12 protein-coding genes are annotated in these 19,029 nt (G+C 47.5%); 10 read left to right on the top strand and 2 right to left on the bottom strand.

The features are described from left to right. The first annotated feature begins 20 nt into the window (after window positions 1-20). The 3 genes from KS4_RS01470 to KS4_RS01480 all read left to right on the top strand — a co-directional run bounded on the left by KS4_RS01470 (window position 21) and on the right by KS4_RS01480 (window position 3,173). Complete coding sequence (locus KS4_RS01470; RefSeq protein WP_145073569.1) at window positions 21-776, top strand: glutamine amidotransferase; 756 nt, start codon at window positions 21-23, stop codon at window positions 774-776. Between the two features lie 85 nt (window positions 777-861). Continuing rightward, window positions 862-2,064: a diphosphate--fructose-6-phosphate 1-phosphotransferase gene (locus KS4_RS01475; RefSeq protein ID WP_145073572.1), complete on the top strand. Its 1,203-nt coding sequence runs from the start codon at window positions 862-864 to the stop codon at window positions 2,062-2,064. Window positions 2,065-2,153: 89 nt separating this feature from the next. After that, window positions 2,154-3,173 carry an SIS domain-containing protein gene (locus tag KS4_RS01480; RefSeq protein WP_145073575.1) on the top strand — a complete coding sequence of 340 codons (1,020 nt, stop codon included), beginning with the start codon at window positions 2,154-2,156 and terminating at the stop codon, window positions 3,171-3,173. 124 nt (window positions 3,174-3,297) lie between these two features. On the opposite strand, the gene KS4_RS01485 is transcribed toward KS4_RS01480, so the two are convergent. Continuing rightward, window positions 3,298-6,078 carry a discoidin domain-containing protein gene (locus KS4_RS01485; protein WP_145073578.1) on the bottom strand — a complete coding sequence of 927 codons (2,781 nt, stop codon included), beginning with the start codon at window positions 6,076-6,078 and terminating at the stop codon, window positions 3,298-3,300. A 320-nt stretch (window positions 6,079-6,398) separates the two neighbouring features. Between KS4_RS01485 and KS4_RS01490 the strand changes: the two genes are divergently transcribed. The 6 genes from KS4_RS01490 (at window position 6,399) to KS4_RS01515 (ending at window position 14,753) form a co-directional block, all read left to right on the top strand. Next, window positions 6,399-7,793, top strand: coding sequence for a GH1 family beta-glucosidase (locus KS4_RS01490; RefSeq protein ID WP_145073581.1), 1,395 nt, complete (start codon window positions 6,399-6,401; stop codon window positions 7,791-7,793). 562 nt (window positions 7,794-8,355) lie between these two features. After that, window positions 8,356-9,186 (top strand): DUF1559 family PulG-like putative transporter, encoded by an 831-nt coding sequence (locus tag KS4_RS01495; protein WP_145073584.1) that lies wholly within the window; start codon window positions 8,356-8,358, stop codon window positions 9,184-9,186. Between the two features lie 60 nt (window positions 9,187-9,246). Beyond that, window positions 9,247-9,921, top strand: coding sequence for a PEP-CTERM sorting domain-containing protein (locus KS4_RS01500; protein ID WP_145073587.1), 675 nt, complete (start codon window positions 9,247-9,249; stop codon window positions 9,919-9,921). A gap of 154 nt (window positions 9,922-10,075) precedes the next feature. Then, window positions 10,076-12,322 (top strand): hypothetical protein, encoded by a 2,247-nt coding sequence (locus KS4_RS01505; protein ID WP_145073590.1) that lies wholly within the window; start codon window positions 10,076-10,078, stop codon window positions 12,320-12,322. A 320-nt stretch (window positions 12,323-12,642) separates the two neighbouring features. Further along, a complete protein-coding gene (gene gmd, locus KS4_RS01510; protein WP_145073593.1) occupies window positions 12,643-13,704 on the top strand; it encodes a GDP-mannose 4,6-dehydratase in 1,062 nt (353 codons plus the stop codon). Window positions 13,705-13,787: 83 nt separating this feature from the next. Continuing rightward, window positions 13,788-14,753: a GDP-L-fucose synthase family protein gene (locus tag KS4_RS01515; protein WP_145073596.1), complete on the top strand. Its 966-nt coding sequence runs from the start codon at window positions 13,788-13,790 to the stop codon at window positions 14,751-14,753. Window positions 14,754-15,619: 866 nt separating this feature from the next. Here KS4_RS01515 and KS4_RS01520 read toward each other — a convergent pair. Continuing rightward, on the bottom strand, window positions 15,620-16,879 hold the full coding sequence (locus KS4_RS01520) for a glycosyltransferase family 4 protein (protein WP_145073599.1): 1,260 nt from the start codon (window positions 16,877-16,879) through the stop codon (window positions 15,620-15,622). Window positions 16,880-17,617: 738 nt separating this feature from the next. On the opposite strand from KS4_RS01520, the gene KS4_RS01525 reads away from it, so the two are divergent. Then, window positions 17,618-19,027: an oligosaccharide flippase family protein gene (locus KS4_RS01525; protein ID WP_200761457.1), complete on the top strand. Its 1,410-nt coding sequence runs from the start codon at window positions 17,618-17,620 to the stop codon at window positions 19,025-19,027. Window positions 19,028-19,029: the final 2 nt, after the last annotated feature.

Here is a 19,029-nt window from a genome sequence, read left to right on the forward strand (position 1 = left end):
GACTAATCGAAAGATAGAACATGGCCAAAGACGTACTTTACCTCGGCGACACTGCTTACACTCAGCAAGCATGCTACCTCACTGGTATCATGACACATTTCGATATCTCGTTCGATTACGTCCCATCCGATCAGTCGCCATCTGATGAACAACTTACGGATGACTACAAAACAATCATCCTTAGTGATTATCCTTCGAAAATGCTCTCAAAAAAGCAGGTTGACTTAATTGTTGAGAAGGTCAACTTAGGTACCGGCCTGATTATGTTCGGTGGTTGGGAAACATACGTTGGCCTGGATGGTGGTTACCAAAACACAGCAATCGCAGACATCCTACCTGTTCAAATGAAGGATTCAGATGATCGCAATAACAACTATTGGCCATGTTTCGTCGATAAACAAGCCGATCACGCAATCCTCGCAGATCTCCCATTTGATACCAACGCGTCAACTGTTGGTGGTTTTAACGCCTTCGAGCCTAAGCCTCACGCTAAGACGCTCCTTCACGCTAACATGAACAATGCTTCAAAAGATTCAAGCGGTTCATTCACACTCACATACACAAAATCAGTGCCACTTCTCGTTGTCGATGAATCCACTAACGCGAACATTGCCTGTTTTGCTTCCGATGTCGCGCCTCACTGGGTCGGTCCATTTGTTGACTGGGGCGACTCACGTCTCAGTGCTCAAGCGCCGGAGGGTGAAGCGATTGAAGTCGGTAACTGGTACGCTCAATTTTTTGCGAACCTCGTGAAGTGGTCTGCGAAAACGATATAAATATTGATAAATTACGCTGCATAAAAGACAGCATCATTGGTAAATAAATCACACAATCACTCGCTTTTACTGAGAGGTGAATACAGTGCTTAAAGGTAACGCTCTCGTCGGTCAGTCCGGCGGCCCAACTTCCGTCATCAACTCTTCTGTTGCTGGTGTCGTGCAAACCGCGCAAGGCGTTGAACAAATCGAAAATATCTTCGGCATGCGCTACGGCATCGAAGGTCTTATGCAAGACAACGTCTTCGACTTCGGTGCTGAAACAGCTGAAGCAATCGAAGGTCTTCGTTCAACACCTTCATCAGCTTGTGGCTCCTGCCGCTACAAACTCAAAGACGAAGACTTGCCTCTCGTTCTTGAAAAGCTGAAAAAGTTTAACATCCGTTACTTCTTCCTCATCGGTGGTAACGACACAATGGACACCGTCCACCGCGTCGAAGCTTACGCTCAATCACAAGGCTACGACATGATCGGCGTCGGCATTCCTAAGACAGTCGACAACGACCTCTTCGGTACAGACCACACGCCAGGTTACGCCTCTGCAGCCAAGTATATGGCTCTGTCCGTACTCCAAGCTGGCGTCCTTACACGTGACATGCAGAAGGTCGACCAGTTCGTCGTCTTCCAGTGCATCGGTCGTGAAGCAGGTTGGCTCCCAGCGGCATGCTCACTTGCAAAAGAATGTGATGCAGACGCACCACACATCACACTCTTCCCCGAGCATGGTTTTGATAAAGCGAAATTCCTCGCCAAGGTTAAAGAAGTCTACGACAAATATGGTTTTGTATCTGTCGTCTGCGGCGAAGGCATCACATACGAAGACGGAACACCTGTTTCAGCATCTGAAACACGCGATAAATTCAACAACGTTGAATTTGGCGCCATGGGTGGCTCCGCTGTTGCAACCGTCCTTCACAAGATGATTGCGGACGAATTTGGATTCCGTGGCGAATTCCAAGTCACCGAATCACTCCCAATGTGTGCCGCTGACCGTGGCGTCCCGCAGGATTTCGAAGATGCATACCAGTGTGGCGTCAAAGCTGTTGAGCTCGCAGCCGCAGGTACCACCGGCGTCATGGTCTCCATGGTCCGCGAAGAAGGTTCGGCTACCTCATCATTCGAAACAGCACCTCTTTGCGATGTTGCTGTTCGTGCGAAGCCAATGCCAAAGAACTTCTTTACTGAAGACGGCTTCGGCGTAACTGAAGAATACTTCAAGTACGTAAAACCACTCATCGGTGATCTGCCAAAATACACTAGGTTGGTTTACAAAACCGTTGAAATGTAATTAACAAAAACAATCACGTTGGCTTGACCCTCGCGTCAGGCCAACGCTTTCCTAATTAATAAACATTAATTAAAAAACTGGATGTACCCATGAAACTTTCAGAAGAAAAATACGCAAAGTTCGCGCTCTGTAAAGAGATGCTCGAAACCGTTGAAGTCATCAAAAACTTCAAAGTAGATGGAATCGAAGAAGTTGTCGAGGATCTCAAGAAGACCGGCAAGCTCTTTCTCACCGGTGAAGGTTCATCACGTATCTTCCCAGCGAAGAACGCAATGACCAACGCTTTCCGTCACGGCCTCGATCTCGACATCGCGACCGAAGGTGGCTGCCAAGCTTACGAATACGATCTCGCTAAAAAGACCGTTTTCGGTGCTTCAAACTCTGGTGCGACCAAAGAGCTCATCGCTCTCTTTACCAAGCTCAAAGGCGAAGGCAAAGAGAACCTCTTCTCAATGACCGCAAACACCGACACAAAAGTCGAATCACTCTCCAAGAAGTGCTTCGTTCTTAACTGTGGTGGCGAAGATGCAGTCGCAGCAACTAAATCAGTTGCAGAACAGGCGCTCCTTTATCAGTCCATGCTCGTCAAGCTCGCAGGCGAAGAAACTCCTGCAGAAGCACTCGCAGAACTCGCAGCAAAGATCGAAACAGTCCTCACAATGGATATCGATCCAGAGATCACCAAGAAGATCGCTAACGCTGGCACAATCTACTTCGCAGGTCGCAACGACGGCGTTGCAGAAGAGCTCACACTCAAGACCAACGAAATTACGCGTAAGAAGTCTGACTACCTCGAAGGCACATACGCTGTTCATGGTATCGAAGAAGTCATGAACGCTGATGACGTTGTCATCCTCGTCGATCCATTCGAAACTGAACTCGAAAAGATCAAGCAGACTCTCGCTGAAGGCGTTGGTCTCACCGTCGTCGCAATTTCTTCTAAGGAAACCATCTTCCCAACGATCACGATCCCAGAAGCAGGTTGCCTCTCAGGCTACGTAAACCTCGCAGCTGGTTGGAACATCCTCGTTGAAGTCGGCATCGCGCTCGGCATCGATCTCGACAAGCCAACACGTGCTCGTAAAGTTGGTAACGCTTTTGAAGGTTGATACTTAAAAAACCTCAAAGCTCCATTTATTGTTAATTCAAATTCACAATAGATGGCAAAACTAAAAAATAAAAAAGAAGGCCACTCGCAAGAGCAGCCTTCTTTTTTTTATAACTCATCATAATTTACTTTGCTTCAAACACTCGCAATTCGACTAGGTGCATACTCGGATTCGAACTGTTATATAGCATCGTAATCTTCACATATCTTGCATCAATCGAATCAAACCTGTGCTCTCTCCCCCGCGGCGTTTCAATCTTCGTATTCTGACTCATATCCGCAATCACATTCCATGTCTCACCATCAACCGAAACCTCAACCTGATATTGGTAGTATCGATTGCCGCCCCAGTATGGATACACATGCACGCGATCAATTGACTTTACTTCTTCAAGATCAATCTCTAGCCACTGCGGAGCAGGCGGCCCAACCCACCATGAACTCATCAAGCTGTGAGCATTGCCATCCACTGCTAACTGAGCCGGATGTGATCCTTCAATTCCAGAGATCTTTACTGGTTTGCCAACAGCAATCCCGACGATCTCCTTGCCATACAACTTGTTAAACGCAGCTTCGCGCCCTTCTGTATCCAACCACGCAGGCGTCGTTACTTGCATTAGCTCGCCACCCTCTTTAACAAATTCTTCCGCCTTCTCACGATACGTTTGTTTATAAGCATCAATCGTTTCCTGGTAATTCAAAACAATCGACTTGTCCACATCCCACTTGAACACAACTTTCTTCACATCCGCTGGCAAAACAACTTTATCGACTAACATTCGAATAGGCGCACAATCTGCGGTCACGCTCTTCAATTTCGCAGCAAACGGCACATGTATCACCACATTCCGCGGCTCAGTATGCCAATCACCATCAATCAAAACCTCAGCCCCATCTTCCTTAAACGTGTACTCAAACGACACTGGCCCACATTCTGTTCCAGCATTTTTAAATACAAGTTTCTGCCCAGCCTTGATCCATTCCGGCGACAGCACCGCACCAATATGAATCTCACGTTGCCCAAGCCCACCTTCGCCGCCACGTTCATGAATCAACATATTTCGCAGCATCAAATTAAACATCGCTGACCCCCAACCATGTGGTGGGTAATTCACAAATGCATCCCGGCTACTCCATGGCTCAACATTCCATTCGAACATTTCCCATGTCGAACCCATATGCGCCATGATCGCATAAAAATGTTCAAGTGTTTCTAATTGCTCATCACGGAAAATATGACTCTGGGCTTCCTTCACTGTTAGATAATGGTGAATCGTACCCATGTACGTCATCACACCTTCATCAAACTTCTCAGCATGCATCTTCGCAAGCGTCGCCCCCACATGCTTATCCCAAGGCTTCATCACCTCCGCAGGAAACACACCAATCAGGTTCCCCCAATCTTGTCCACCCTCAGCATCAAGCCCCGGCGTCAACGCACCATCAGAACCACTCTTCTTCTCAATCGCAATCATTAACGCGTCATACAAACGCTTGTATTCGGCCTCAAAAACTTTCGCATCTTCATCTTCCCTCAACCAGTTCGCAATACGCCATGCACTACGAATTCCAAGTAACGCCCAGAAGTTATGTCCTGTAAAGTGACCGCGAATCGCCTCATTATCCCCCACATCCGTAAACGGCATTAGTCCAAAATCATCCTCCGCACTTACCTTCTTTAACCAATCTAACGCAGGTATGAACATCGGGTAAATCTTTTCAGCATATTCCTTGTCCCCTGTGACTATTGCATGATTAGCCAGTACATATAAAGCTTGGCCAAAACCGTCTAGCTGGTTCGCATATGTGTAAAATAGCCCATTTACCCCTTGGTACTCAGGCATCACATCGAGCAACTTGCGTGCAATCTCATGATATCCCCATACATCATCGCTATGAATAATATAAGCCGCATCACGCAACCAGAATCCCTTGTACTGGAACTTGTTTACACCTTGCAACCACTTCCCATTATCCTTCGGATACACTGCTTGCCACGTATACATCAAATTCGTCATTCGGGCGTCGTTCACCGCCTCTTCAGGGATAAAAACCTGTGCTCCTTGGTTTTTTAATCCATTCCAATATCTAATAGTTTGCTCTTTGTACTCATCATAATTAGCACTTTTAATTGCGCTAATAAATCCAATATCCTCTATTCCAATCGGCTCAAGCGGCATCTTAAATGTTGTACTTATCTCTTCTCCAACTTCTAATGTTCCTTCGTGTTTTTTTACCCCAACCGGCGTGTCTTCTAATATATGCTTAGCCTTTCCGCTGAACATATCATGGTATTTATCCCCTAATACAGCTTCTTTCTTTCCATTACTATCAAAAAAATAGACCACCTTATCACCGCGAATAAGATAATCATTGGCCATCTCATATGACCAATTCACATCAAACCAACCTTGGTTCATTTCAACAATCCGGTGATCACCTGTATTAAAACGAAGTCCTGCAGCAAACCCAAATGGCTTCACCTCTGTCGAAACGTTCTTCGCAGTTATTTTTGCAAACACAACTGCCCTCGACTCAGGCTTTCCGTCCAGCGTCATATAAAACGCTTCCACCTCATACGCTATCCCATCTTTCACCTGCACCATACTGACAATCGGCATCCATCCATCAAATAATCGCTTAGATCGATTCATCACCGCCTTATAATCCAGTCCATACGCAAAACACAGCTCCGCCCATCCCGTATATAGCGACCCATCAAACGTCACTTGGCACGCACGTTCCGATCCCATCATTGATAAACTTGTCGAACTTTTTGCGAGATAACTGAATCTCCCAGAATCATCGATTGCCGGGTCTACCATCACTGGTGTTGAATCAGCTTTAACCATGCCACCAACCAGCAGATACAACAGGCTGCACACCATCAAGATACAACGACGCATTCTTATGCCCTCATCACTAACTCATCATTAAATAAAATACCTGACCCCCGCCTTACCGCGCAGCCTCTACTTAGCTGCGTTGTTTCTTGACCTGACTGTAACATTAGATTTTACCGAATTTGTTTAGATGATCACCACTTGTTCCGCATAGCCATCGGTAATGTGAATGTGCGTCGGAATGGTTAAAACAGTGATAAACCAAGATAAATGAATAGACAGAGTGAAGCTATTTGATATGATTTTCAAGCTAAAGGGCAAAAGTTGCTCTGATTCGGCCGATTTACTTTCATGTGCTAATCAATAAATTTGTGAGATAAAAAATGACTTTTCCTGAAGATTTTCTCTGGGGCGCCGCCACCAGTTCATATCAAATCGAAGGGGCGTGGGATGCTGATGGCAAAGGCGAATCAGTCTGGGATGCCTTCACGCACACACCCGGCAACATCCAAGCAAACCATACTGGTGACATTGCTTGCGATCACTACCATCGCTATCAAGAAGATGTCGACATCATGCAGTACATCGGCCTCAAAGGCTATCGATTTTCAATCAACTGGACCCGAGTTTTTCCTGATGGCGTTGGACGAATTAACCAACCAGGTCTTGATTTCTATAGCAAGCTCGTTGATGCACTGCTTGCAGCAAATATCGACCCTTGCGTCACGCTTTTTCATTGGGAATACCCACGCGCTCTTCAACTTCGCGGCGGTTGGCTCAATCCCGACAGTTCTAAGTGGTTTGCGGAATATACCCAAGCAGTTGTTAATCATCTTTCGGATCGTGTTCAAAAATGGATGACGCTCAATGAGCCCCAATGTTTCGTCGGTCGTGCTCATTATCAAGGCTTCGACGCCCCAGGTCTCAAACTATCCATGCGTGATGCTCTGCTCGTTTGCCATAACGCATTACTTGCACATGGACGCGCAGTTCAAACAATTCGACAGCACGCTAAATCAACCCCGCATGTCGGTTGGGCGCCCGTTGGTGTTAACCGTGTTCCCGCAACCGAAGACCAAGCCCACATCGACGCCGCACGCAAACTTATGATGCAAGCGGTAATCAACGAAAAAGATCCCTTCTGGACCAACACATGGTTCAGTGATCCTGCTATCCTCGGTCATTACCCTCAGGACGGACTCGATTACTACAAAGATCAAATGGATTGGTATAACCCCGATGACATGAAGATCATCTGCCAGCCTCTTGATTTCTACGGCGCCAATATCTATTCAGGCTCCGTTGTCACGATCGATTCTGAAGGCAACTCAAAACTCGAAACACCCGCACTTGGTCGGCCTGCTACGACTTCCAATTGGGCTGTTGAACCTCGCGCAATGAAGTGGGGCCTTAAGTTTTTGTATGAACGTTACAATCTTCCCATCTACATCACGGAAAACGGTCTCAGTAATACTGACTGGGTTCAAGCAAACGGACGCGTTTCCGACCCACAACGTATTGATTTCCTATACCAATACCTACTTGCACTCGAAGAAGCCATAGATGATGGCGTTGATGTTCGTGGATACTTCCAATGGTCACTTCTCGATAACTTTGAATGGATCATTGGCTACAACTCTCGCTTTGGTCTCGTACATGTTGATTACGAAACACAACAACGTACCCTAAAAGATTCAGCCTATTGGTATAAGCGCGTCATAGAACTCAATAGTCCCCAAGAGGCTTCCGCTGAATTGACTCCAATGCAGCAAATCTGAATGACTTGCGTCGATAATCAGTACCGTGTGTCAAAGAAAGCATTGAAGTCCCTCGCTCGCCTTGGTCGCTGCTCAATCGGCTTTAAAGTAGTCTTCAGAAGTCTGGAAGACTTGGTTTTGGGCACTAGTTTCTCGAAATCTGCCTTGTTGCGACAATGAATATTAAATGATTTTTGGATTGCAAGTATTTGCAAAAAAACAACTTACATATTCAGAGGTGGATATACTTTCATTTATGCAATTGACAATGAGGCAATCTACCTTAAATTGAAAGCAATAGTTGCTCTCTCGCTTTCGGAATTATCTGAACTGGTCTCATTGGCAATTTGCCTTATTGCTCGTGTTGTAAAAATGAAAACAAAATCAATTTGCTTCGGAATTGCCATCAAATCAAAACTCGCTCAGTAGTTTCTCATGTAGTCATGATTATTCGCCTAGCCTCATCTCTCTCTCGTCGGATTGATCATTTGTTCAGATCATTCATCGTATTACGGCGTGATAGACTCGATGTGTCTCATTGACAATTTTTCGAACACAAGGACGTACATCGGTAGCTAAAAAAATGTTCAGCAATCTATACCCAAGACAACCATTCGATCGGGCCTTTACATTGATAGAATTGCTTGTAGTCATCTCAATCATAGCGTTACTTATTGGAATACTTCTTCCCGCATTAAGCGCAGCTCGCCGAACCGCTCGCATGGTGACTTGTAATACGAATCTCAGACAAATCTCGCTGGGCTATGTCATGTACGCAAATGACAACAAAACCTTTTATCCCGCAAGCACAGAGAACCTTACTTCATACACAAAAGATTTTGCAAACTTTCCTCTCGAAAGATATCTAAAAGGCTACATCATGAATGCTCAAGGTTCAGGCTGGAGTTCATCAACCGATTTCGCTGGCGGAGTTTTTCTTTGCCCCTCGTCAGGCATGTATCTCGAAACTGGCGCCTCTCAACCCGGCTATCGCCTCGAATCAGGTGAGCATCCCGCAGAGGGTCGCATACATAACGCGTACTACGGCCTCTTCCATCATTGGGTTCGCACACGTACCTCAGGCCCCGCCGGTCGTTACAAACCTAATGTCTGGCGTGAACCATATTTCTCGAAACCACACGGCGTACCCATCCAATACTGTTCCACTGCAAACGCTCAACGACCCAATTCTATCTCCAGTACCTCATGGCATGGACCTGACGGGAAATACGGCAGACCAACAGCTTTTATCGACGGTCATACCGCCACACTCACACAAACAAAATACACCGAATATTCTCAAACCATCATGAACGCAAATGCGATGTATCAAGGAGAATCCGCTCACGCATGGGTCGGCAAAGATGATGGCACGCTTCAACATGCCCGTGACTACGAACTCGACGAATTTTAATAGCTATTACATCTAACGAATCATGTTATCTCGCAGCACAAATCATATGGAGGATGAAATATGAACAACAGTACACTGCGATTCGCCTTAGCAATCTATCTCTTGGCGTTCGCCACCGCTTATTCCACAAACGCCGCGATGCTCGAATTGATCCGCCCAGTTGCCTTGGGTACACACGGCTTCGTCCGAACATCGAACATGTTCGACATTGATGGCCTCGCCTACACCCCCGGTGTAGCTGGCAACCTTAACGATCCTTTTAATGTCGTCGATCCCGCAGCCCACCAAGGTTGGGGTTTTTCGGAAGACAACACACGTTTTTCATGGCTTGATTTCGGCGAAGATTGGGCCTCAATCAAAATCGCGCAAGTCTGGTCTTTATACCGACCCTTCTCTGCAACACAAGCGAACGGCATTGGCCTCTCATCTATGTGGTGGGACGATGATAACGACTCGACCAAAGATCCAACCGACGCTGATGTAACTGAATTCGTATTTGGTAGCGCCGATCTAACTTCGAACGTGAATTCTCAAACCTGGCTGGCTGACATGACGACAACCGCAGGCAACGAAATATCGCTCGGGGGTAGATATCTGCTTATTCAAGGGCAACCCGGATTTCACGGACGTATTAATGAGATCGCTTTCGTTGGCTACGCCGATATCCCCGAGCCCGCTTCACTCTCATTGCTTCTAATTGGACTCACGTTACTTGCGCACAAACGAAAGCAATAGACCTTCATCATAACTTTTGCCTCATTAACATGATGTAAAAGTTTTATCTATCGCAAAGATAGATTGTCGTGATTCAATCTCCCACCTTCGCATCTTCAGCATGCATTGATTGAATCCTAACTATATGGTTGATACTTGTTACTAGAGATTGGTTATGTTGAAAAAACTAACAACAGCCGCACTGACCTGTCTGCTTCTCGCAGGCTTTTCCCATGCCCAGGATCGACCCCTTGTCGATGCCGGCGAACCCTTCGGTAAGCTACCGTTAATCGATGAAATCGATTGCGCCACCGACACCGAACACGAGTTTTTCGAGTCCAAGTCCGGTGACTCGCAAGTCGTCGATATTCTCGGCAAAAAAGCTCGCGTTCTCCCTCCTGAAGGTGATGCAAAGTTCTTCGCCTACCGTATCGGTGAAGAGATGGGCCTGCAAGCTCATAAATCATATCTCATCACGGTCGAGTACCCAGATAACGCGCCTCGTACCACTTTCGTTCAAATCCGTGGCTGTGAAACGACACGCGGTTTCACAACCGGCTCCGCTCTCAGCGACACACTTTATAACTACACCGTTAACCACTGCGAATCCATCAACTTCCCAGTGACAAACAAATGGCATCAGTGGCGCATGCTCTTCAATCTTCATGAAAAATACGCCGGTCTCGAACAGCCACGCGGCAATGCAAAGCCAAGACTCGAATCTCCCGAAGAAGGTTTTCTCGTCGTGATCACTCAAAGCGATCATAAAAATGTTGCGCTTAGCGAAGGCGCAGCGGTTGCAAAGATTCGTCTATTCGAAGTCCCCGATCAATCACAATACTTCCTTAAACTAAACGCACCCCCAGAAGAGCTCCCACAACGTCACGTCTTTTACCGCGAAGAAATGGGTGACGGCCCCGTCAACTCTAAAGATCCAAATACCCGCGGTGTCAAAGACATCGGTAAGTACTATGAACACAAAGTCTGGATGAACAAATTCCTCGGCATCAACACATTTACTCGAGACCTCCTCGAATTTGGACACAACCAAGGCTTCGATCCCGCAAACTATGGTGGATACAACTGGTACATCACCGGCAATAAATCCGGATGGGCCAGCATCACCAAAATGCTTAAAAAGTACGATCAGTACATCCTCCCATACTACGAGTACGCAGGCTCGACCGGTAGTCAGGGCATCGGTAAAAAGAAGTTTGCCAAACCCATCAACGGTGCCGAAAACTACACACGCATCGCATGGTCGGAAAAAATGAACGCTGATGTCACGCTCGATGCGACTTTCGAAGATGCCAAGAAACTTCTCGATTGCACCATCTCCGATTTTAATTCACAAGATCTCAAATTCATCGGCGCATGGTTCCGCCAGCGTCCTTCACACATGCCCGTCAGTTTCTCAAAAGATGCACTCAAAGAATTCGCCGCTGATACCAATCAGGAACGTAAAGTTCGTCTTTCAACGCTCGGCAACAGTGAAGACATGATGGATCAATACATCAAATGGTGGTTCGCTGAACGTAAAGAATTCCTCACCGGCCTCCGTGATCATCTTCGCGGTAAAGGTGTCGATAATGCCTTCGTCATGCTCACCGCCGACGCTTCCGAACCCGGTCGCGCTATCCCCGGCACAGGCAAGAAAATGTTTGCAGAAGACCTCAGCGCATGGAAACAAGTTCTGCAAACCGGCGATCACCACAAGTGGACCAAAGTCCTTGGTATTCAAGACACCATCGACAAAGATTTGCACGCCAAAGCACTCGTCCGTTGGCGTTCTGATGACTCCACCTCCATGTGGGGACACTCCGATCCTCCTCCAGACCCCGCCAATTTCAAAGACGAAGAAGGCGTTATGTTCACCATGTCATTCAAGCAATACTACACAGTCGCCTCGCCCAAACCGTTCGATATCTTCCGCAACAAGTCTGGTGTAGCCGCTGTTCGTCACAACCCACTCAACGAAACCACCCAAAATAAAGCACTCGGCTACTTTAGCGCCGACGTCGAACGCCACGGCCCATACTCATTCATGCCCGAAGTATTAGCACTTGCAAATGGCGACCCACGCTATCTCGGTACTATGGCCGCCTCTATATATAACCGCGGTTTCCCCGTCTATGCACGCAACTTCCACGCCAACTTCCTTGCTTTGCCCGCTGTCCCCAGCGAAGTCATATCAGCTGCATCCAACGCGGATGTCATCGTCCGTGAATACAAGACCGAGAAACATGGCACGTGGTACGCCGTCATCAATACCGGCCTCACAGACGCTAATGAAGTCACCGTCACATTCCCTGCCTCCGGCTCCACAACCTACGCCGCCACCGGCGAAGCTGCTCAAACCGCAAACAACGCCATCACCCTCAACCTCTATCCATTCCAGGTACTCAGCTTTCATGTGAAATAGCATCGCCCCAATCCAGACATAACCTCCTCAGCAGCGGGCCACCATACCCGCTGCTTTTCATTCCCATTCACTCAACATCTTTTCCCCATAAAGACTTCCACATCCCGCTTGATCTCGCCACACTTCGCAACTCCCCACCCCCCCTTCACTTACAAACCATACGACCCCACCTCCGATCCTCTCTATCATCCATCATCCGCACCATATCACTCAACTCTAACACTTTCCCTGCCGATAAGTTAAGCTAAAATAGGCAATCTATTAGTACGACCGTACTTAAAAAAATAGCGTCCATTCACGCTCGTTAGAGGAGAACAGCCTTGGCTGAATCACGTAACTGCGCTCTCATTACCGGTATTACCGGACAAGACGGCTCATATCTCGCAGAATTACTTCTCGAGAAAGGCTACGAAGTCCACGGCCTCATCCGTCGTTCCAGCACCTTCAGCACAGAACGCATCGACCACATCTACGCCGATCCACATGAGTCTGGCGTACGACTTCACCTACACTACGCCGATCTCACCGACGGTGCCGGCCTCTCGCGCGTCATCCGTGAAGTCAAACCCACCGAAGTCTACAACCTCGGCGCCCAATCCCACGTCCGCGTTTCATTCGACCAGCCCGTCTATACCGCAGACGCTGTCGGCGTCGGCGCACTCAACCTCCTCGAAGCAATCCGCGATTACCAAGACCTCTCGGGAGAGAAAGTACGCTATTACCAAGCATCGTCCTCCGAGATGTTCGGCAAGGTCGCCGAAGTGCCACAAAAAGAAACAACACCCTTCCACCCACGCTCACCATACGGTGTCGCAAAGGTCTACGCTCACTGGATCACCGTCAACTACCGTGAATCCTACGACATGCACGCTTCCTGCGGCATCCTCTTCAACCACGAATCACCTCGCCGCGGCGAAACATTTGTCACACGCAAAATCACACGCGCTGTTGGCCGAATCAAATGCGGCCTTCAAGACAAACTCTACCTCGGTAACATCGACGCGCTCCGCGACTGGGGCTTTGCCGGCGACTACGTCGAAATGATGTGGCGCATGCTGCAACAAGACACCCCCGATGATTACGTCGTCGCCACCGGCGAAATGTACTCCGTCCGTCAGTTCTGCGAAAAAGCATTCTCACGTGTCGGACTCAACTACGAAGACTACGTCGAAGTCGACCCTCGCTACTACCGCCCCGCAGAAGTCGAGCAGCTCCTCGGCGACCCTGCGAAAGCCAAAAAACAACTCGACTGGGTCCCTCAAACATCATTCGATGAGCTCGTCAACATGATGGTTGATAACGACCTCGACCTCGCCAAACGCGAAAAAACCCTACTCGATGCCGGCCACAACGTCAGTATCCAAGACGGTGTTAGGCACTAATCATTAGTTAGAACTATTTGCGAAACCCGGACAAACCTCCGGGTTTCGTTTTCTTAACGAAACAAGCAACGAGAAGTTTCATTATGCTCGATCTCAAAAACCAAAAAATCGTCATCACCGGCGGCGCAGGTTTCCTCGGCCAATTTGTCCAGAAAGCTCTCATCTCACGCGGCGTCTCAAAAGACAACATCTTCATCCCCCGCCGCAAAGATTACGATCTTACACTCGAATCCAACGTCGTCCGCCTCTACGAAGACGCCAAACCCGACGTTGTCATTCACCTCGCTGCTGAAGTCGGCGGCATCGGCGCCAACCAAGATCACCCCGGACGCTTCTGTTTCGCAAATCTCTCTATGGGCATGCACCTCATCGAACACGCCCGCATCAACAACATCAAAAAATTCGTCCAGACCGGCACCGTCTGCGCTTACCCTAAATTCGCACCCATCCCTTTCAACGAACGTGATCTCTGGAACGGGTTCCCCGAAGAAACAAACGCACCCTACGGCGTTGCCAAAAAAACACTCTTCGTTATGCTCGATGGCTACAAACGCGAATACAACCTCAACTCCTCAGTCGTTCTCCCCGTCAACCTTTATGGCCCCGGCGACAACTTCGACCTTCATACCTCACACGTCATTCCCGCACTCATCCGCAAATGCATCGAAGCCCGTAACCGTAACGATGAATTCATCGAATGCTGGGGCACCGGCTCCGCTTCACGCGAATTCCTCTATGTCGAAGACGCCGCTGAAGCGATTGTAGTGGCAACCGAGAAAATGGACGATCCTACCCCCATCAACCTCGGCACATGCAACGAAATCAAAATCAAAGACCTCGTCGAGCTCATCGCAAAACTTACGGGTTTTAAAGGCCAAATCCGTTGGGATTCATCCAAACCCGACGGCCAGCCTCGCCGTTGCCTCGACACCACCAAAGCCAAAGAACTCATGAACTGGCAAGCACAAGTCGGTTTTGAAGAAGGTCTCAAGAAAACCATTGAGTGGTTCGAATCACAAGACTCAATCCGCGAAATCGTCTACGGATAATCAATCCGCTCCCCCATACAAATCAACAAATATCATGCCGCAGTCAACACTGCGGTTTTTAATTGAATATCTCACCATGAATACCAATCACCCTCTCCTGCATTCTTAACGAGTCGATTGTTAAGCATCACCTCAAGCCCACGACCGCCGGTCGTGGGGTGTGTTGCAAATCACATCAACAGTCAATGACGAGTATTGAGGCCAATAATAAACAATAGCCGCCGTTCAGTACATCACGCAAGCCGCACTCATAAAATCAACCACAAACACCCATCAATTCCATTGTGCACAACAACTTACGCGATTATTAATAAATCAGCCATAGATAGATTCGCTAACTAACAAATAGATAGTAAAAAATAACAGAATTTGATACCGATCTATAAGGCATTAAAAATTAACAAGCACGCAATCACAATGACGAACCATTGAGAAACCTATTCAATCTAGGATACACGTTTAGAAAAAAATACCTAAACAAACAAAACCTCACAGGCTTTCATCAGAACGCGCGCATGTGCGCGCACACCACATAGATATCCCGCACCTAATCTGAAAACTCTTCACAATTGTCTCCACATTTAACGTGCGCACAAAACCATGCGATTCTAATTGCAACATCCGAGCAACAAGCGATTACACAGTAACTTACGCGCATTTCAAATCGTTAAATTAGAAAACGCAGTTTGTGGCAAAAATCAGCAGTCATTGAAAGAAATTACCCAACTTTCTTGAATTGTGATGCGTTTGCATCAAAAAACATTCAAAAACAGCAAGTTAAAAATCACCTATCATGCGCATAGAAATCAAAATGCGCGCACAAGAACGAATGAATATTTCACCTCAAACACCATCACTTGGTTACATCAAACAGCCCCTGCGACCGCCTCAGGTTCCGCAGCCGTCTTGGCGAACATCTCATCCAGAAGCTCATCAAACTGTTCATGCGTGGCGACGTCGTTGTACGCCTTATCAAACGCTTCACGCGCGTTCACCTGATACATGGCCAACTTCTTTTTATCTGCGATCAGCTCACGTACAAATCGTTCCATACCATCCACATCGCCCTCGCGGACTGACAATCCCGCTTCATGTTCTGTTACCGCGATGTCCACGTTCGATTTCAACGGTCCGCTAAACAGCACCGGCAAACCCATCGCTAGGTTCGCATGAACCTTGCTCGGTGAAGCCATCCCAGCACAATCATTTCTTAAGGTGATGTACGCCAAGTCGGCAGAATTCATGACCGCAGGCAATTCCTCGAAAGGCACGTAACCGTTGAAAATAAAATTGCTTAACCCGTCACGCGCCGCTGCTTCTTTCAGAACAGGCATCCGTTTTCCACCGCCGTTAATTAGAAACTTTACAGGCAGATCTGCTATGCGCTGCGCGAGTGCGAGTAAATCATCGAACTGATGCACGATCCCCAAGTTACCTGTATATAGAATCACAAATTGATCTTTAAGGCCTAGTTCATCCGCCTTATGCCACGGCTTAACATCCATGTTTTGTGGATACTTCGACATCGGCTCCCAGTTCGGGATTACCGTCGTGCCAAACTTTGTTCCCGCATGGCCATAAAGCTTATTGAGCAAATCGCCCATCGCGGGATCCAGTACTGCTAGATGATCCAGCTTATTAAAGATCCTGCGATTAAACATACGCAGCACCTTTGAGATCAGTCCGCCCGGCTTTTGCATCCCAGTCACCTCACCAATCTCCGGATGCACATCCATAAACCATAACGCCAACTTGGTTTGCCGACTCTTCATCTTGTGAAGATTGCCCGCCAACCCAATCCAAGGCGGCGTTGTCATCGAAAAAATGATGTCCTGTTTTGGTAACCGTAATGCCCGAAGAAAAGCACCCAGGTTAAAGCAGCCGTAATCGATCGCGCGTGAGAGCAGATTTTTCTTACCTAGGGCAGGGGTCCAGCAGCGATGGACACGTACGCCGTGATCCAGCGATGACTTGGCAAAATCAGCCCCCTCAACGTATCCACCTTGTGAAGCGACAACCGTCACCTCATGTCCCTTTGCAGCCCAATGCTCAGCCAACGAAGCAGCCAAGTTCGCAGTGGGGCTGATATCCGGCTTGTAAAACTGATTTAGGATCGTAATTCGCATAAATGCCTTTAATATATAATGTTAGCGATCTTTATCCAGTCCCTCTCCTAAGCCAACGAATCAAGCGGACAGGTATCTAGGCAATGAGATGCTGCGAGAAACCAGCCGGAATCTGGTAGATGTACAGCATCGATTGCTCATTACGTGAGCAATATGATGGATGTTCAATATACCACAAGTATTGGATGAACCAAGAGTTAGAAATTGATAATCAAACCGCCATGGTGTTATTACGTCATCTGTATCATTTGTATCGATTGAGCGCTTTTTCGGTCGTTTGCATCAATCAATACGAGAATTTGTAATTGCGTAAATCACTGCAAATAAATAGATTAATCGTCTTTATATCCTGATAACAACATGAAGATGATGTAAAACCATTTTCATGTGTTTCTGAAATGTAAGAATGTACTAATTAGGTGGTTTGATTGCTCGATCGAAGCAAACAAGGTTTGCGTTGTTACCGTAATATGTGAAGATGGGGATTTATGTGCCCGATATTCGGGTTAAGCGCTGTCATTTTGATTTAAGTTATTGCGCTTACAAGCACTTAGGTTAACTATATGTCTGTATGTCAGGCGTGATCCAGAGCGTTAAAAACGCTCTGGGGCGAGGATGAGGCTTTCAATTTGTCGGATAGTATCGCAGTCATTGCTGTAAACCATTGTTATATTGCAAGATACAGATCAAGCAATGATTGTCGTGCGCAGTTCCAGACTGCAGTCAGGGGGGCGTTGTATGCCGGATAGCCTGATTGCGGATCAAAAATCCCTCACAGATCAATTACTCACACGAGTCAAGAATTCTCCCCTGCTAAAACGTGTCCTCGGCGGTAGCCTCTGGATGCTCTTTGGCGGAGTTCTTTCCAGCGCAGTCCGCCTCGCAACAGGTGTTGTCATGGCCCGAATCCTTGGTGGTGATGGTTATGGCAAGCTTGGTGTGATCATGGCGACGATTGCAATGTTCACAGCGTTTGCGGGGTTTGGGATTGGGGGGACGGCGACGCGGTATGTGTCGAAGTATCGGAATGAGAATCCGCGACGGGCGTGTGAGATTTTGAAGCTGGCGAATATTGCGGCGATGATGACGGCGCTTGTGGGGTGTGGGGTTTTGCTGGCGTTTGGGCCGAACTTGTCGAAAGACATTTTTGTCAATTCGGATTTGCTGTTTGAATTTAATATCTGTGCCATCATTATCTTTTTTATAACAATTAATGGTGCTCAGATTGGTTGCTTGCAGGGGTGTGAGGCATTCAAGGCGAGTAGTATTGTTGCGTGTGTGACCGATATATTGATTGTTCTGTTGATGGTTAGTGGTGCTTATATTGCGGGTGTTCGGGGGGCAGTGATCGGCAATGCGATTGGTTGGGCGATTCGTTGGGGGACGTACTTTGTTGCTTCAAGGCGAGTGTTGAGAGCTTGTGATTTGAATGAAGTTGTTAGTGCGAAAGATTCATTGAAATCGTATCCGGTATTATTGAAATTCAGCTTGCCATCATTTTTGTGCAATATATTGATTATGCCGATCAATTTTACGTTGATGGCGCTATTGACGCAGTCGGGACATGCGTATCTTGAGGTTGGGATTTATAACATTAGTAATCAGTGGCGTTTCGCGATATTGTTTGTGCCAACAGCGGTGATGTCAGCGGTGTTGCCGGTGATGTCGAACACGTTGGGTGCGAAGCGATACGGATCGTATAACAAGGTTTTATTATTAACAATTCTGGGGATGTTGGCGGGTGTGGGTGTGTTAGTGGTGGTATTGGGGGGCGGATCGCCTTGGATTGCGTGGATGTATGGTGAGAAGTATGTGGGGACGGGTTTGGTGGCGATCTTGTTGATGACGTTTATGGTGGGCGGTTTGGATGCGGTGAACCGAATTGCGGGGATTGACATGATGTGTCATAACCGTGTGTGGGTGGGTGTTGGATTCTGTGTGGTGCTGTCGGGTGTAGTGATTGGCTGCGGGTATATGTTTGCGGATGAGGGTGCGATGGGGATTATGAAGGCGCTATTGATTGGATATTTGGTACACACGCTGAATCAGGCGGTGTATTTGGCTTACTCGTATATGAAGACGCGTGGTGAAGCGGTGCGGCAGTTATGTGGTGTTGAGGAGAGAGTTGTTATGAAGGAGGGTGTGTGAAG

It is taken from the genome of Poriferisphaera corsica (assembly GCF_007747445.1).
Classification (GTDB): Bacteria; Planctomycetota; Phycisphaerae; order Phycisphaerales; family Phycisphaeraceae; genus Poriferisphaera; species Poriferisphaera corsica.